This window comes from Psychromonas arctica (genome assembly GCF_036697365.1).
Lineage (GTDB): Bacteria > Pseudomonadota > Gammaproteobacteria > Enterobacterales > Psychromonadaceae > Psychromonas > Psychromonas arctica_A.
The window spans coordinates 70,822-87,968 of sequence record NZ_JBAHZA010000005.1; the positions used below are offsets into that span (position 1 = coordinate 70,822).

Annotated in this window: 14 protein-coding genes and 2 pseudogenes; 7 read left to right on the plus strand and 9 right to left on the minus strand. The window is 38.1% G+C overall.

Annotated features, from left to right (window positions below; genetic code table 11):
* Positions 1–86: 86 nt before the first annotated feature.
* The gene (locus tag V5290_RS07125; protein WP_333383336.1) at positions 87–797 is read right to left on the minus strand and encodes a DUF6776 family protein; all 711 of its coding nucleotides are present in this window, start codon (positions 795–797) and stop codon (positions 87–89) included.
* Positions 794–2,233: a H(+)/Cl(-) exchange transporter ClcA gene (gene clcA / locus V5290_RS07130; RefSeq protein WP_333383339.1), complete on the minus strand. Its 1,440-nt coding sequence runs from the start codon at positions 2,231–2,233 to the stop codon at positions 794–796. Before clcA ends, V5290_RS07125 begins: the two co-directional genes overlap by 4 nt.
* Before the next feature lie 209 nt (positions 2,234–2,442).
* Between clcA and hemL the strand changes: the two genes are divergently transcribed.
* The 4 genes from hemL (at position 2,443) to rraB (ending at position 7,431) form a co-directional block, all read left to right on the plus strand.
* Positions 2,443–3,720, plus strand: a complete 1,278-nt coding sequence (gene hemL, locus V5290_RS07135) for a glutamate-1-semialdehyde 2,1-aminomutase (RefSeq protein WP_333383342.1) — start codon at positions 2,443–2,445, stop codon at positions 3,718–3,720.
* Positions 3,721–3,955: 235 nt separating this feature from the next.
* Positions 3,956–6,235, plus strand: a complete 2,280-nt coding sequence (gene parC, locus V5290_RS07140) for a DNA topoisomerase IV subunit A (protein ID WP_333383345.1) — start codon at positions 3,956–3,958, stop codon at positions 6,233–6,235.
* 3 nt (positions 6,236–6,238) lie between these two features.
* Positions 6,239–6,982, plus strand: coding sequence for a 1-acylglycerol-3-phosphate O-acyltransferase (locus V5290_RS07145; protein ID WP_333383348.1), 744 nt, complete (start codon positions 6,239–6,241; stop codon positions 6,980–6,982).
* Positions 6,983–7,065: 83 nt separating this feature from the next.
* Positions 7,066–7,431, plus strand: a complete 366-nt coding sequence (rraB, locus tag V5290_RS07150) for a ribonuclease E inhibitor RraB (RefSeq protein ID WP_290039902.1) — start codon at positions 7,066–7,068, stop codon at positions 7,429–7,431.
* Between the two features lie 98 nt (positions 7,432–7,529).
* Here the strand turns inward: rraB and V5290_RS07155 are convergent, their stop codons facing one another.
* The 4 genes from V5290_RS07155 to V5290_RS07170 form a co-directional block, all read right to left on the minus strand.
* On the minus strand, positions 7,530–7,919 hold the full coding sequence (locus V5290_RS07155) for a DUF2750 domain-containing protein (protein WP_333383354.1): 390 nt from the start codon (positions 7,917–7,919) through the stop codon (positions 7,530–7,532).
* Between the two features lie 8 nt (positions 7,920–7,927).
* Positions 7,928–8,191 (minus strand): ubiquinone biosynthesis accessory factor UbiK, encoded by a 264-nt coding sequence (gene ubiK, locus V5290_RS07160; protein ID WP_333383357.1) that lies wholly within the window; start codon positions 8,189–8,191, stop codon positions 7,928–7,930.
* Positions 8,192–8,284: 93 nt separating this feature from the next.
* On the minus strand, positions 8,285–9,166 hold the full coding sequence (ilvY, locus tag V5290_RS07165; RefSeq protein WP_333383360.1) for an HTH-type transcriptional activator IlvY: 882 nt from the start codon (positions 9,164–9,166) through the stop codon (positions 8,285–8,287).
* A 9-nt stretch (positions 9,167–9,175) separates the two neighbouring features.
* Positions 9,176–10,036, minus strand: coding sequence for a sulfurtransferase (locus V5290_RS07170; RefSeq protein WP_333383363.1), 861 nt, complete (start codon positions 10,034–10,036; stop codon positions 9,176–9,178).
* 302 nt (positions 10,037–10,338) lie between these two features.
* On the opposite strand from V5290_RS07170, the gene ilvC reads away from it, so the two are divergent.
* The 3 genes and pseudogenes from ilvC to V5290_RS17525 all read left to right on the plus strand — a co-directional run.
* A complete protein-coding gene (gene ilvC, locus V5290_RS07175) occupies positions 10,339–11,823 on the plus strand; it encodes a ketol-acid reductoisomerase (protein WP_333383364.1) in 1,485 nt (494 codons plus the stop codon).
* A gap of 996 nt (positions 11,824–12,819) precedes the next feature.
* Positions 12,820–13,506 (plus strand): annotated as a pseudogene (locus V5290_RS17520) (PAS domain-containing protein); the annotation flags it as partial.
* 117 nt (positions 13,507–13,623) lie between these two features.
* A pseudogene (locus V5290_RS17525) lies at positions 13,624–14,049 on the plus strand (methyl-accepting chemotaxis protein); the annotation flags it as partial.
* 80 nt (positions 14,050–14,129) lie between these two features.
* Here V5290_RS17525 and V5290_RS07185 read toward each other — a convergent pair.
* From V5290_RS07185 to V5290_RS07195, 3 genes are all read right to left on the minus strand, one after another.
* Complete coding sequence (locus tag V5290_RS07185) at positions 14,130–15,605, minus strand: HAMP domain-containing sensor histidine kinase (protein WP_333383370.1); 1,476 nt, start codon at positions 15,603–15,605, stop codon at positions 14,130–14,132.
* A complete protein-coding gene (locus V5290_RS07190) occupies positions 15,605–16,342 on the minus strand; it encodes a response regulator transcription factor (RefSeq protein ID WP_333383373.1) in 738 nt (245 codons plus the stop codon). Before V5290_RS07190 ends, V5290_RS07185 begins: the two co-directional genes overlap by 1 nt.
* A gap of 80 nt (positions 16,343–16,422) precedes the next feature.
* Positions 16,423–17,145 (minus strand): spondin domain-containing protein, encoded by a 723-nt coding sequence (locus V5290_RS07195; RefSeq protein WP_333383376.1) that lies wholly within the window; start codon positions 17,143–17,145, stop codon positions 16,423–16,425.
* Positions 17,146–17,147: the final 2 nt, after the last annotated feature.

The following is a 17,147-nucleotide window of genomic DNA, read 5'->3' on the forward strand; positions in this document are numbered from 1 at the left end:
ACTTTGTAATCCTATTAATGTGCCCAGCGCTATTATCTAATGCCTGACCAATTTGTTCAAGTATTAGGGAAGTTTATCTTTTAAGCCTATTCTGATTGCGTTGCTAACTCTTCTAAAGACCTGGCACCATCTTCTATAAAGTTTTTCCAATCATATATTTTTTCAATACGTTGCGCACGGCTCCATTGTGACCCCTTAGCTTCAGCCACTACAAATATTTGCTCTATTTCGGCTTCTTTCGGCAAGGTAAAGCTACCTTTAAGATGTTGAAAATATTTAAATTTAAAAGCGCTATCAAAACTTGCATCAAGATCTGTTAATTTAATTCTTTTATTATCATCTGCACTAGCAAAGTTAATTTCAACATTACCATCAAGCTCATGTCTGCCCTTTTGTCCTTGCATTAACACCAGTTCAAATAACCATGTCCCCTCACTTTTTCCTGGGCTGACATCAAATGAATAGATATTAATACCCACTTCAGATAATTCAGGCGCGACTACCTGCTCATAAAAGTACAGTTTATTGTTACTTGCATCTAAAGCGTCATTGAGCTTCTGATTTTCTTTTTCTAATACTTTATGGACTTGCTTTTCAGAAGCATATTCTGCTTGAATTAAATTAAGTCGTTCTGTTAACTGTGTGTTTTCAAGTGTAAGACTTTCCACATCTAAAGCTAAAGATTGAGCTTTATGCTGCAGGATATCTTGCTTAAATTTGCCCACCATAAAACCAAAATAGATACAAATTAAACTAATTACAAGCCACTTTAAAAAGCTTATTTTGAATTGCTTCATGATTTTTCTTCTTGTTTATCATGCTTAGTATACTTACCAGATATACGATCCATCGCCTTATCAGTCGTTTCTTGGCGTTTAGCGCGCATTGCTAGTTTTAATGTTCTTTCTAATAATTGAGTATAAATAGGACGGCCGCCTAAAGTTTGTGCCACCATAGTTGCTCCCAAACAGGTTACAATTAATGGCAAAATCATTTCATAGTTACTGGTCATTTCAATTACCAATAAAATACCTGTTATTGGAGCTCGTACTGTCGCAGCAAACAATCCCCCCATACCTGCGATAGCAAATGCACCAGGCTCGGTAATTAAATCTGGGAATAAAGCTTGTGCGATAACCCCGAATAACATTCCAAATAATGTACCAAGAGCAAGAGTTGGGGCAAACACTCCACCAGGAGCACCAGATCCGAAGCTTAATAGCGTAGTAAAGGTACGAACCAAAAATAATAATAAAAGACCACCAGCTAAAAAATGCCCACCTTCTACATGCGGTATTAACTCTATTCCACTGAAAGCAACATCTGGGGCAACTATCGATAATGCACCAAAGATAGCGCCAAGAAATGCACCTATACCAACAAAATACCAACGACGCCCTTTATGAATAGAAAGATAAATATCTTGTGTAGCTAAAATCATTTTGTTGAAGTAGATACCGATCACTCCAAAACAAAACCCCAAGACTAGATAAAACCCTAGCGTATGTAAGTCGGGATGAGAATATTGAGTCACAGTTACAACTGCATCTTGGTCTGTGAATACGCGCATAACAATCGTAGCCATCACCGCACTTAAAAAGACGCTTTTAGTAGAGGTTAAACTGTAGTTAAACTGCGAACGCATCTCTTCAATTACAAACATGATCCCTGCAAGTGGCGCATTAAAGGCTGCTGCTAAACCACCCGCCGCACCTGCTGCAAGTAACGCTTGAGCATCAACTTTACCTACTTTGAAAATGTCTGAAATCATACGTCCTACATTTGCCCCAAGCTGCACCGATGGCCCTTCTCGCCCAAGTGCCATACCACTGCCTAATGCAAGTAAACCGCCCATAAACTTTACTGGGATAACACGTTTCCAACGTACTGGACGCATTCCTTCCATCGCCCCTTCAATTTCAGGAATACCGCTCCCTCCAGCTTCAGGAGCAAAACGGTGAGTAATATAAAAAGCAGTTGCAGCCATGATAGAGGAGATTGGAATAGCAATTAACCAAAGGGGAATATCGCCTTCACCATAACGATGAATAAGCTCTAAGCGCATTTCTGAGACGAGGATAATACCGTGGTCAAATAAAGCTGAGACACCACCAGCCAGCAATCCGATAAAAACAGATAACCAAATTAATAACGCACTACTTTTACGAGTGAAAAAACGCTCAATGAAACTTTTAATTCCATTAATAAACACCAAGGGCACTGCTATTTTCATAATTGCGATACAACCTAAAGCAAAAAAGAGGTACAAAACCAGTATTATAAAAGATTAGTCATTCATAGACTTTATTTTTGTATGTTAGCAAAGATTTTACAAAGAAACCCTGTTAAAAAGCATTGATCTAACTACTTTCTCAGTTGCATCTTGTTTTTTCATGGGTATATTGCTGTTTTAGTCTTTTTAAAAATAATTAATGGGAAATTATGAGCAAATCATCAGAGTTATTTAACCGAGCACAATCTATTATTCCTGGTGGCGTAAATTCACCGGTTCGCGCATTTAATGGCGTAGGTGGAGGCCCATTATTTATTCAAAAAGCGCAAGATGCATATATTTATGACGTTGATGATAAGCAATATATTGACTATGTAGGCTCATGGGGACCAATGATTTTAGGTCATAACCACCCTGCAATTAAAAAAGCAGTCATTGATGCTGCAGAGTTCGGTTTAAGTTTTGGTGCTCCAACTGAAATTGAAATCACCATGGCTGAAAAAGTGCAACAACTTGTTCCTTCAATGCAACAAGTGCGAATGGTAAGTTCAGGAACAGAAGCAACCATGAGTGCGATTCGTCTTGCTCGTGGGTATACTAATCGCGATAAAATTCTAAAGTTTGAAGGCTGCTACCACGGACATGCTGACTCTTTGTTAGTAAAAGCAGGATCTGGCGCATTAACATTAGGCCAACCAAGTTCACCTGGTATTCCAGCTGATTTTGCTAAACATACCTTAACTGCTAATTTTAACGATTTAGCTTCTGTTAAAGCCTTATTCGAAGAATATCCAGAACAAATTGCTTGTATCATTGTTGAACCAGTAGCAGGCAACATGAACTGTATTCCTCCTGCTGATGGCTTTCTGCAAGGGTTACGTGATATTTGTGACCAATACAAAGCACTATTAATCTTCGATGAAGTGATGACAGGTTTCCGTGTGGCACTAGGTGGAGCACAAGCTCATTACAACATTAAACCAGACCTAACAACTCTAGGTAAAGTGATTGGTGGTGGTATGCCAGTGGGTGCTTTTGGCGGTAGCCAAGAAGTGATGCAATTTATCGCACCAACGGGTCCTGTTTATCAAGCAGGTACTCTATCAGGAAATCCTATTGCGATGCACGCAGGTCTAGCTTCATTAACGGCGCTTGATTCTCCAGAATACCAACAATTAGCGATTAAAACTAAACAGCTAGCTGAAGGTCTTAAGCAAGCTGCTGCAGAAGAAGGTGTTCCATTAAGTGTTAACTATGCAGGTGGCATGTTTGGTTTCTTCTTTACTGAAGAAACTGAGGTGACTAACTTCCAACAAGTTTGTGCTTGTGATGTAGAAAAATTCAAAAAATTCTTCCACTTAATGTTAGAAGCAGGCGTTTACTTAGCACCGTCAGCTTTTGAAGCAGGCTTCCTATCATTAGCGCATACAGAGCAAGATATTAATAACACCATAGCTGCAGCTAAAAAAGCCTTCGCGCAACTATAAACTTTAAAGTAATAGCAAAGTAGATTAGTCATTCACATAAGTACAATAACTAATCTACTTTTTACCGCTCTACTTTTTACGACTAAAAGTCCCCCCTTTCCCTAACCACACGCTGCTTTTGATCAAAAAATATCATATTTCATACATACAAATTCATTTCTATTTCTGTCTTGCAATACAACTACTGTATACTCTCCCTTTAATTAGTTGTTTTTAATTACAGGGTTGTAAAAATATGAGTGAAGTCATAGACATGAGTTTAGAAGGCATAGAGCAACTATCGCTCGCTAAATTTACTGAAGATGCCTACCTTAACTACTCCATGTATGTGATCATGGATCGTGCGTTACCGCATATCAGTGACGGTTTAAAACCTGTTCAGCGACGTATCGTTTATGCAATGTCTGAATTGGGCTTATCTGCTTTAGCAAAATATAAAAAGTCAGCACGTACGGTCGGTGATGTTTTAGGTAAATACCACCCGCATGGTGATAGTGCGTGTTATGAAGCCATGGTACTAATGGCTCAGCCTTTCTCTTACCGCTACCCGTTAATTGATGGTCAAGGTAACTGGGGTGCGCCAGATGATCCAAAATCATTTGCTGCGATGCGTTATACAGAGTCACGTTTATCTGCCTTTTCAGAATTACTGTTATCAGAGATTGGACAAGGAACTACCGATTGGAAGCCTAACTTTGATGGCACTTTAAAAGAGCCTGAATTATTACCTGCACGTTTACCACACATTCTATTAAACGGGATCACAGGTATTGCTGTTGGTATGGCAACCGATATTCCGCCGCACAATGCGCGTGAAGTAGCTGAAGCTTGTCTACACCTAATCGACAATCCCAAAGCACAGCTAGAAGACTTAATGGAATTTGTGCAAGGCCCTGACTACCCTACTGAAGCGGAAATCATTACGCCACGCAAAGAAATTGTAAATATCTACAAAACCGGGCGTGGTAGCTTTAAAAGCCGTGCCGTATTCTCTGTTGAAAATGGCGAGATAGTGGTAACAGCACTACCTCATCGTGTGTCTGGTGGTAAAATATTAAAAGATATCGCCAAGCAAATGCAGGACAAAAAACTGCCAATGGTTGCTGATTTACGTGATGAATCAGATCATGAAAACCCAACTCGCTTGGTTATTATTCCTCGCTCAAATCGTATTGATATCGAAGCATTAATGAATCATCTATTTGCTTCTACTGATTTAGAGGTTAGCCACAAAGTTAACTTAAACATGCTGGGCCTCAATCAACGTCCTAGTGTAAAAGGGTTAGTAACCATTTTAAATGAGTGGTTAGTTTATCGCCGAAATACTGTACGTCGCCGCTTACAATACCGCTTAGATAAAATATTAGCCCGTGTACATATTTTAGAAGGCTTATTAGTTGCTTACTTAAATATTGATGAAGTGATTGAAATCATCCGTACCTACGATGATGCAAAAGCAGAATTGATATCGCGCTATGAGTTATCTGAAACACAAGCACACGCTATTTTAGAAATTAAATTACGTCAATTAGCCAAGCTTGAAGAGATTCAAATCCGTGGTGAAATGGCAGAATTATCAGAAGAGCAGAAGAAACTAGAGTTATTACTCGGCTCAGACCGTCGCCTTAATACCCTAGTGAAAAAAGAGATTAAAGCTGACGCTGAAAAGTATGGCGATAATCGCCGCTCGCCAATGGTAGAAAGAGAAGAAGCTAAAGCTTTAACTGAAAAAGAATTAATGCCGAGTGAATCAGTAACTGTCGTATTATCAACCCAAGGTTGGGTACGAAGTGCTAAAGGTCATGATGTTGATCCACAAGCCTTAAGCTTTAAAGCCGGTGATGAGTACTTAACAAGTTGCCAAGGTAAGAGTAATCAAAGTTGTTTGTTTATTGATACATCCGGTCGAGTTTATTCTCTTGATGCGCATTCTTTACCTTCTGCTCGAACACAAGGCGAGCCACTAACAGGCCGTTTCAATCAAAATGAGAATGTACCTTTTGCTTGCGTATTAATGGGTGATGATAGCGACCGTTATATTATTAGTAGTGATCACGGTTATGGTTTTATTGCTAACCTGAGTGACATTAATAGCCGTAACAAAAATGGTAAAGCATTAATCAATTTAACGACAAATGCACAGTTAATTGCACCACAAAAACTATCTAATAATAAAGAGGACTTGTGTTTAACCATCAGTAACGAAGGTCGTATGCTGATTTTTCCTGTTGCTAGCTTACCAAGTTTAAGCAAAGGTAAAGGCAACAAAATGATTAACATCATGACAGCAAAAGCGACTAAACGAGAAGAGTTTGTTACTATGCTGAAAATTATATCACCTGAGAGTGCTGTCACCCTTCATGCAGGGAAACGCAAGCTCACCCTTAAACCAAATGATTTAGCCCATTATCAAGGTGAACGTGGTCGTCGTGGCAATAAATTACCACGAGGCCTACAACGCGTTGATAATATTGAAATCATCAACTCTGAACCTGAACAAGAAGAGAATTCATAAACTATGTTATTTATTATCAGAGCAATTTTAATCGTTGCTGTCGTTATTTTAATGAGTGTTTACTCACTATTTTATTGTATTTTGAGTCCACGTAACCCTAAGAATACTTATCACTTTGCAATGCTATTTAGTAAGATGTCGCGTTTAGTGGGTTTAAAAGTCACGATTAGAATACCTGAGAGTGCTAAAAATAACGGTTCAGTCGTTTATATTGCAAATCATCAAAATAACTACGATATGGTGACTACAACAGGCGCAGTTCAGCCTGGTTCAGTGACTATTGGTAAAAAGAGTTTAGTGTTGGTTCCCTTCTTTGGCATCATTTATTGGCTAACTGGCAATATCTTAATTGATCGTGACAATAAAGATAAATCCAAAAATACTATTACCGATGTAGTTAACCAAATGCGTGCTAAAGATTTAGCCGTATGGATTTTCCCAGAAGGAACTCGTAGCCGTGGTCGTGGATTAATGCCATTTAAGATGGGCGCTTTTCATACTGCACTTCAAGCAGGTGTAAATGTTGTACCAACGGTTATATCTAATACGCATCAACAAGTTAAGTTGAATCGTTGGGATAATGGTGAAGTAATCGTAGAGATGTTAGAGCCTATTGATATTAGCCAATATAAAAAGCGTGAAATTCGCCGTTTAATGAATGACTCTCATGAGATAATGCTAGCTAAATACAAGCAACTTAATAAAGAAGTTAATCGCCCAGATAACAACCCAGGTTGTTGCGATTAATCACAACGCATAAAATACGAGTGGCTAAGTAAAAATAAAAAGCTTAAGCCACAACCGTAAACCTTGATATAGAAGAGATAAACATGTCAGAAGAACTTACATTTGAAGATCTATTAGCTGAATTTGCTGAAGAAACTGCGGATATCGTAGAAGCGATCTTAGAAGATGGCAGTAATCCAGATGCAATTTATATGATCGAGCACCACCTTTCTTGCGACAATTTCGACGTATTAGAAAAAGCTGCAGTGGCTTGTTTCAAAAAAGGATATGAAGTTACCGATCCAGAAGAGCTAGAATTAGAAGATGGCTCAATCATCCTAAGTTTTGACGTGGTTGTTGAAATGAACCTAGATGAAGAAGCAATTTATGAAGATGTGGAAAGACTGCTAACTTTGGCACAATCTTTTGGCATTGATTACGATGGTTGGGGTACTTACCCAGAAGAGTAGTAACATTAGTATAATGAGTATTAGCCTCTCAACCACTAATATAAAAAAACCAAGCTAAAAGCTTGGTTTTTTTATGGATGCTAAACAGAGGATTGGTATTATTCAACTTCAGCCGTTTCAACATCTTTTTGTTGAAGGTTTTCTACTAAAGCATTTTTAAGTACCATTGCTTCAATCTCTAAACCACACAAATCTTGATCCCAATTAACACCTGCAAAAACTTGTTGTTTTTGCATACCATCTAACCAAGATTCAAAAAATAAGTCTAATGTAATGCTTTGTACTTGGTAATCAGCCCATTCTTCACTTTGTAATTTAGCCGCTTGTTTTGCATCAGACCAAAATAAGTAAACGGCTGTTGCGTCTTTATTATCATGCGCATGGCAATTTGCCCAACCTTGGTCTTCACCAAATAAACCAAATAACTCACCCTGTGCCGCTACTTGCTCTACAAATAACTCTGCGTTCTTTAAATACTGTTCTTTCATTAAGTTCTCTACTTGTCTTCGCTCGATGCATCTAATTTCTTTTCTAACTCAGCAAACTTTTCTTCCATTGCATTGAGTTTTTCACGAGTACGAAGTAATACTTGAGTTTGAACATCAAACTCTTCACGGCTCACCATATCTAGCTTGCCTAACTGCGCTTGTAACACTTGTTTGATTTTACGATCTATCTCATTACCAAAGCTTTTTACACCTTCAGGCATTGCGTCACTTACTTGCTTTGCGATTTCTTCTAACTTCTGTGGATTTAACATAAAAAAGCTCCTTCAATTATTAATGCATTGTAAACCTCGCCCCGCATAAATTCTATGGGAATATAAACAAACTTGGTTTTTGTTAATAAATGATTAAGATTCAACACAATTTAAAAAAGCTTCAATCAAAGGTTCATTTAATCGATTTTTATAACAACAAACACCTAGATTAAAAGAAGCTAACTCGCCACTATAGGGCAGATTTTGTACACGGTCTCGCACGGGGCTATTTTCAACGACCACATCAGGAGCAACACCGACTCCACAACCTAGCGCCACCATACTAATTAAAGCCTCATGCCCTGCTACTTTTGCATAGATATGTGGCTTTCCAATTTTATTGGACCGAAACCAGGTATCAAAGCGACGCCTTATTGCGCCATGTTCCGGCAAAATGAATGGAATATCCTTCCAGTCAATTAATGCCTGAGATGTTAACTTAGTTACCGCACAAGGAATAGTAGGTCCAATTAATGACAATGGAATTTCTGCTAAAGGAATAAAATGCATTCGGTTTGGGAAGTTATCAGGGTAAGCAGTGATTGCAAAATCAACTTGGTGTTGCATCACTTGCTCTATCGCCACTGCACTATCACCAGTGGTTAGCTTAATATCAACATGAGGATGATTGCGTCTAAAGCGTTCTAATATTGGGGGTAAATGGCTGTAGGCAGCGGTTACTGAACAATACAGGTTAATCTCACCTTCTAACTCATTAGTGCCTTTTGAAATGGAAAGCTTTAATAGTTCCCATTGCTCAATTTGCTGAAGTGCAAATTGCTTAAAAGCAACGCCAGCATCAGTTAGCACTACAGAACGATTATCTCTAATTAATAAACTCGCCCCTAACTCATCTTCTAAACGTTGTATTAAGCGGCTTAAAGTTGAAGGGCTAACGTGCATCGCCAAAGCCGTTTTAGAGAAGTGTAAACTTTGGCTAAGATGCACAAATATTTGTAACGATTTAATATCCATTATTCTACTTTATTTTGATTGCACAACAGGTAAGGTTTGGTTCGCCCCCCATTCACTCCAAGAACCATCATAAACACTTAATGCGTCATATCCGGCGAGTTTAGCTGCTAGCGCTAAAATACAAGCAGTCACCCCAGACCCACAACTAAATACCATACGCTGCTTTTGTGGCATTAATGCTTCAAAAATTTGTGCTAATTGATAAGCATTTTTCATGGTCTGGTTATGTAACACTTCACTAATAGGCAAGTTAATTGCTGATGGCATATGCCCAGATCGCAACCCTTTTCTTGCTTCAGGCACCTCACCTAAAAAGCGATTCCTTGCTCTTGCGTCGATAATCGCAGTTTGCTTATCATCTATTGCATCAACAACCTGCTTAGTATCGCTAATCAAATCAGCGTGATAAACCGCTTTAAAATCACCTTGATGGGCAACTTTCTCAGGTGGTTGCGTATTTAAAGGGAAGCCAGCTTCTTTCCAAGCTGGTAAGCCTCCATCCAAAACCGCAACTTGTGTAAAGCCCATCGTTTTAAACATCCACCAAACACGTGGGCTAGAAAAAATACCTAAACTGTCATAAACCACAATCACACTATTATTGTTAATACCAAGTAGCTGAGCAGAGAGCTCAAAATGTTGTGGTGTCGGCATCATGTGCGGAAAAGCTGAGTCTTGATCACAAACTTCACGATCAAAGTCAAAAAAACGCGCATTATCGATACGTTCATTTAACCATTCTTGATATCCATTACGCTGTGTCAATGGCATATGCCAGCTGGCATCTAATAAAATCAATTCAGAATGGTTCCTATGCTCTGCTAACCATTGGCTAGAGACTAACTCTCCTGGCAATACCAGTGAAGGCATAAAAGCTCCTTTATATACAATAAGTTAACAACTATAGGTAAAATACAATTACCATCACAAAGCACATCATAATAGTAAACCATTTATCATAATATCGTGATGCTCACATTTGTATGATAAAAGTGATTCTCACTTTCAATAAACGCAATATAGTTATTGTATCATTTCATTTTCCGCAACGTAACATTGCTAATATATCATTTTGCGCAATACGCCTTATGCGTTATAGTGACTCCCGAATTCAAATGACCACTTATTAAAATGTCATTTTCCCTATTAATTTATTTCGGAGTGCAGCTAACATGGCTAACTACTTTAATACTCTTCCTCTACGTGAGAAGTTACATCAACTAGGTCAATGTCGTTTTATGGATCGCAGCGAGTTTGCTGACGGTTGTGAAGCATTAAAAGGCAAAAAAGTAGTTATCATCGGTTGTGGTGCGCAAGGTCTTAACCAAGGTCTTAACATGCGTGATTCAGGTCTTGACGTTTCTTACACATTACGTGCTGCAGCAATCGCTGAAAAACGTCAATCTTGGAAAAACGCAACTGAAAACGGTTTCACTGTAGGTACTTACGAAGAACTAATTCCACAAGCTGACTTATTATGTAACTTAACACCTGACAAACAGCATACAGCTGTAGTTGGCGCAGTTATGCCTCTTATGAAAGAAGGCGCAACACTAGCTTACTCTCACGGTTTCAACATCGTTGAAGAAGGTATGCAAGTACGTGAAGATATCACTGTAATCATGTGTGCACCTAAATGTCCTGGTTCTGAAGTACGTGAAGAATACAAACGTGGTTTCGGTGTTCCAACACTAATCGCAGTTCACCCAGCAAATGACCCACAAGACCACGGTTTAGCATGGGCTAAAGCATACGCATCAGCTACTGGTGGTGACCGTGCTGGTGTTCTTATGTCTTCTTTTGTTGCTGAAGTTAAATCTGACCTAATGGGTGAGCAAACTATCCTTTGTGGTATGTTACAAACTGGCGCAATTTTAGGTTACGAAAAAATGGTTGCTGACGGTCTTGAGCCAGCATACGCTTCTAAACTTATCCAATACGGTTGGGAAACAGTAACTGAAGGTCTTAAATACGGCGGCATCACTAACATGATGGATCGTCTATCTAACCCAGCTAAAGTTAAAGCATTCGATATGTCTTTAGAACTTAAAGAGATTCTACGTCCGCTATTCAACAAGCACATGGATGACATCATCGAAGGTGAATTCTCTGCAACTATGATGGCTGACTGGGCTAACGATGACGTTAACCTACTTAAATGGCGTGCAGCAACAGCTGAAACTGGTTTTGAAAAGCAACCAGCTGGCGACATGGAAATTGATGAGCAAGAGTTTTACGACCACGGTATCTTCCTAGTAGCAATGATCAAAGCCGGTGTTGAACTTGCATTTGAAGCAATGACTGCATCAGGTATCATTGAAGAGTCTGCATACTATGAGTCTCTACATGAAACGCCACTTATCGCTAACACAATCGCGCGTAAGAAACTTTACGAAATGAACGTTGTTATCTCTGATACTGCTGAATACGGTTGTTACTTATTCGACCACGCTGCAAAACCACTACTTGCAGACTTCGTTAAAGCAATGAGCCCAGAATTCCTAGGTAAGCCATTAACAGTTAAATCTAACTCTGTTGATAACGCTCGCTTAATCGAAATCAACGAAGAAATTCGTAACCACCCTGTAGAAATCGTAGGTAAGAAACTACGCGGCTACATGAAAGACATGAAAACTATCGTTGAAGCATCTAACTAATCAAAACAGTTAATTAAATAACGAATATTATTAAGCCAAGCTCAATGCTTGGCTTTTTTGTATCTGTGTTTAAGTAAGAAACTACGTACGTTATGGAAACACGAAAGATATGAAAACTATCGTTGAAGCATCTAACTAATCAAAACAGTTAGTTAAATAACGAATATTATTAAGCCAAGCTCAATGCTTGGCTTTTTTGTATCTGTGTTTAAGTAAGAAACTACGTACGTTATGGAAACACGAAAGATATGAAAACTATCGTTGAAGCATCTAACTAATCAAAACAGTTAGTTAAATAACGAATATTATTAAGCCAAGCTCAATGCTTGGCTTTTTTGTATCTGTGTTCAGGTAAGAAACTACGTACGTTATGGAAACACGAAAGACATGAAAATAATCGTTGAAGCATCTAACTAATCAAAACAGTTAGTTAAATAACGAATATTATTAAGCCAAGCTCAATGCTTGGCTTTTTTGTATCTGTGTTCAGGTAAGAAACTACGTACGTTATGAAACACGAAAGATATGAAAACAATCGTTGAAGCGTCTAACTAAGACCTGTTTCAATAAGCTTTAATATGAGCTAAGTATTTTTGCTTGGCTTTTTTGTATCTGTGTTTAAGTAAGAAACTACGTACGTTATGAAAACACGAAAGATATAAAAACAATCGTTGAATAAGTTTTAGTATAAAACAAGCTCAATGATTAGTTTTTGTATACCTCAGCTTGAAACTCATGGTAGGGCTTATTAAAAGTATTGCTCTTTAATTTATAAGTCTCGCAACAAAAAAACTAATTTATCCTCATTTTACTACCACCTTTTAATTAACTTAACTACACTGTAAATTATTGTATATTTTTTATAACTAATTCGTTGATACAAATATTATAGAGAGAAGCTAAATGTTTAAGAGCAAAGCGTTAAAGGAAGAAAATCAAAAACTCAAGGACGAACTTTTTATTCTTAAACAGGTTAGTCAAAGTTTTGAACAAGATATGATCTACTTTTCATTAGATAAAAGCGGAAAAATAACTTCTATTAACCAGATGGTTGAGACTGAGCTAGGTTTTAAGAGTAATGATATTAGTGGTAAGCATTTCACTGAAATGGTACCAGAACACTACCGAAATACAGGTCATTTTCAAGCGCTAAAAGCAGCTTTACAATCAGGCAATAAATGGCATGGAGCGGTGCAAGCAGATAAAAGTAATGGAGAATTAACTTGGCTAAGATCGATAGTTGAACCGATTGTTGATACACAAAATAATTTAGCTTCATTTGTCGTTTTCTGTACTGAATTAACACGCACGATTGAACACTCTAGACAACAACAAGACACTTTAGCAGCGATCAACCGTTCGATGTCGACTATTGAATTTACACCCAATGGTGAAGTAATTACTGCGAATAATAACTTTTTACAAGGTATGGGTTATCGACTTGAAGATATTCAAGGCCACCACCATCGCATGTTTTGTGACCCTGCAGAAACAAATACTGAACAGTATCGTTTATTCTGGGAAAAACTAGGTAGCGGAGAAGCTGTATCTAATCGCTTTAAACGCATTGATAGTAGTGGTAGAGAGATCTGGTTAGAAGCTTCTTACAACCCGATTCATAATGACCGTGGTGAACTTTATAAAATCATTAAGTTCGCAACATTAATTACTTCGCAAATAGAGCAAGAGCAAGCCGCCATTGAAGCTTCTCAAATCGCTCATCAAGTCTCGGGTGAAACACAAAATCAATCTGAGAAATGTAAAGAAATTATCCAAGACACCATTAATGGTATGCAACAATTAACCGAACAAATGGAAAAGGTCAGTGAAAACATCAAGTTCTTAAATGTACATTCAGAGCATATCAGCAACCTAGCGGGTAGTGTAAAAGGCATTGCAGAGCAAACTAACCTACTTGCACTAAATGCAGCGATAGAAGCTGCTCGAGCCGGTGAGCAAGGACGTGGCTTTGCAGTAGTTGCCGATGAAGTAAGAAGCCTTGCTTCACGGACTAATACCACTACTGAAGAGATCAGCAAGGTAGTCAATGATAATGTTCAACAAATGGCAGAGGCCGTTACTTTAATTGAGCAATGTAAAAGAGAAGCAAGTAACGCATTAGAATTCTCAACGGAAGCAGGTGTCACTATCGTAGATATACAGAACGGGGCAATTCGAGTAGTTGAAGCTATCGAGCACTTCAATGAAAATATTCGCGTAGAATAATGGTACTAAATGATAAAAAACAGTGCTTACGCAAAGTGTAAATGTAAGCACTGGTAGGAAAGTGGACTGCTTAAATAGAATTAACGTCTGTTTAAGCAAAAATGGAAAGAAGTCCCTTTGCCGATTTGGCTTTCTACACTAATTTCAGAGTGTAATAAACGTAGCAATTTTTGGGTAATCGCCAACCCTAAGCCACCATGCTCTTTTTTATCAAAGATAGCATTACTGGCTCGGTAGCGCGCATCAAAGATATAAGCTAATTCATGTTCATGAATCCCTGTTCCGTTATCAATAACCGCTAAATGTAATTTATTACTGTCTTCTTCATTAACTTCAATACTGATACGACCACCTTGATGGCTATGGCGAATAGCATTATCAATCAAGTTACTTAATACTCGCTCTAATTTACCAATATCTGTATACACCATGTAATCACACTGCTCAGGAATAATACTCAATGTCAGCTGCTTATCCTGCAAACGATGTTGAAATTTTGCCACAATATCATGCAGTAACTCAGGTAATGGAAAGGTCTCTAACTGCAACGTTACTTGTCCGCCATCTAAATGCGCTAATTCAAAAATTTGATCGACCAGTTTTTTTAGTTGATTAGCATTTTTAAATGCAATTTCAATAAAGCGTTGATGTTGCTCCTTATCTAACGAATCACCACGTAATTGAATGGTTTCTAAATAACCTTGTAAAGCGGCTAATGGTGTACGTAAATCATGAGAAAGATCGGTTAACATCTCTCTTCTAGTTTTATCAATCGATTGTAACTGCACAAATTGATAATTAATTTGCTCAGCCATTTCATTGAATGCGTCACCTAATTCGTGAATTTCATTATGTTTTGCCGCAGGCCACTGTTGAAGCTCAACTTTATTCTTTTCAAAACCCGCTTTTTTAAAAGCACGAATGTTGTTAGTTAATTGTTTTAAAGGGTTGGTTAAAATACGTAATAAGATGATCGAAACCAAAAAGAAAGCGACTACAACACCTAATATAAAGATTAAAGATTGCGACCGAAGTAAATCAAACTCTACATTAGCAAAAGCCGAATCATAAGCTTGACCACCGATAATCACATACAAATAACCTTGTAGATTTTCCCCATTATAAATAGGCGCAGCAGAAAATATTTTTTGCTGATGACTATCACGAGGATCATCACCATAAATTGGTAATGATTTTTTGCGATTAATGAAATCAACTAAAGGTGCAACATTCACATGTTGGCGCTTTATCGCACTTTTCTCAGCAGAGTAACTCGCTAATTGGCCGCTAGGAGAGATGAAGTAAAACTCAAAGCTAGGCCCTAAAATCATTAAACTATGAAATAAATTTTTAAGTGCGTCTTGATCATAAACGCCCTCTTTCAATAGAGGGTTATCATGACCAAGATGTTCAGCAAGCTCTAGATGAAGACGTTGCTCTGCTTCATGGTGAGAGGTTTTTTCTAATGCAGCAGACCACCAAGAAACTAAACACGTAATAGCGATAAACAATAATACTAGAGCAAGCGTCATTCGTTGATAAAGTGACACTTTCATTAAACGACGCCTTCTGGGCTAAATTTATAACCAACACCGAAAACGGTTTGTATAATATGTGGAAATACTTTGTTATTTGAATTGGGTTGACCAGCCACTAACTTATTACGTAGACGATTGATATGCGAGTTTACGGTATGTTCATAACCACTGTGCTGATAACCCCATACTTTATCAAGTAGCTGGGTGCGAGAAAATACTTGCCCGGGATTCAGAGCCATAAAGCTCAATAAATCAAACTCAGTAGAAGTAAGATCTAAGCTCTGCTCTCTTAGCACCACTTCATGAGTACGTTGATTAATCATTAACTGTCCATGACAAATAACCCCATTATCTGCCATAGGTTCTTGAGTTTGATTATTCTGTAATAGATGAACGCGACGCAATAAAGCATGTACTCGAGCTTGTAACTCTCTCACACTAAAAGGTTTTGCCATGTAATCATCGGCTCCTAGCTCAAGCCCTAATACACGATCTATTTCCGAGGTTCTAGCAGTGAGCATTAAAATAGCTTGCTCTTGCTTTGCTTCTCTTACTTTACGACAAACATCTAAGCCGCTACAACCTGGTAAATTAAGATCTAACATGATTAACGAATAATCATTTTCTAAAGCTTGTTTAATCGCATCTTCGCCATTATCACAATGTGTTACTTCTAAACCAAGATCCTGCATATTGACCTTGATTAATTCTGCAATATCTTGGTCATCTTCTACGATTAAAATACTATCTGCCATTTTCAACTCTCTAAGAAAGAGACTTATTGAAAGTTAATCGCTCATGAAGCTAATAATAACAATCAATAAGTCATACTAGTTTATCTGGTACGAGTAATAGTAACGGACATAACAGGGTTATCGAACTTCTGTTGGTAGGTTAGCGCCGAGGTTGTTAAACCATCATCGCTACTCACAATCCCTGGGTGCATTGTCACTATATCTATATCATCTCGCTCAGCATTAAAGGCTTCACCAGCAATTCCGTCAGGAGAAGCTGCGTTAGAAGCTGGACCAGGAACAGTATCTACAGTTTCTGTATTTGCTTCAGTACCTGCATCATAAGCAACTGTTTGATAAGTTGCTGAATCATTCAGCGCCAAATCTGTTAGGTCCACCTGGTTAAGACCGGTGAAAGCATCATTAGAATTTCCTAACATACTAACAAATGACAAATATTTTACTTTATCAGTATAACTCACTGTAATAGTGGTAGAAGTACCGTAGGTAATACCACCACTAGCACTTGCTGAACTCAAAATAAAAGCGGTATCACTTAATATTTCACTTGCATCACCAGACTCTGCTAATAACTCTAAAGCTTCAGAAGCTGGTTCACCCACTGTAAATAGAGCACCCGTATCATGTAACAGTAAAGACGGTGGAGAAATAGGCTGACCATTAGTGAGGTTTTTTAGTACTACCTCATATTCAACCGGCGTTTCGATAATAGACGTCGCAGAATCAGAATCAGAATCATCATTACATGCTGCTAGCGCTAGCGCACCAACAGTAGCAAGAGCGACTTTAGAAAATTTAATCATAA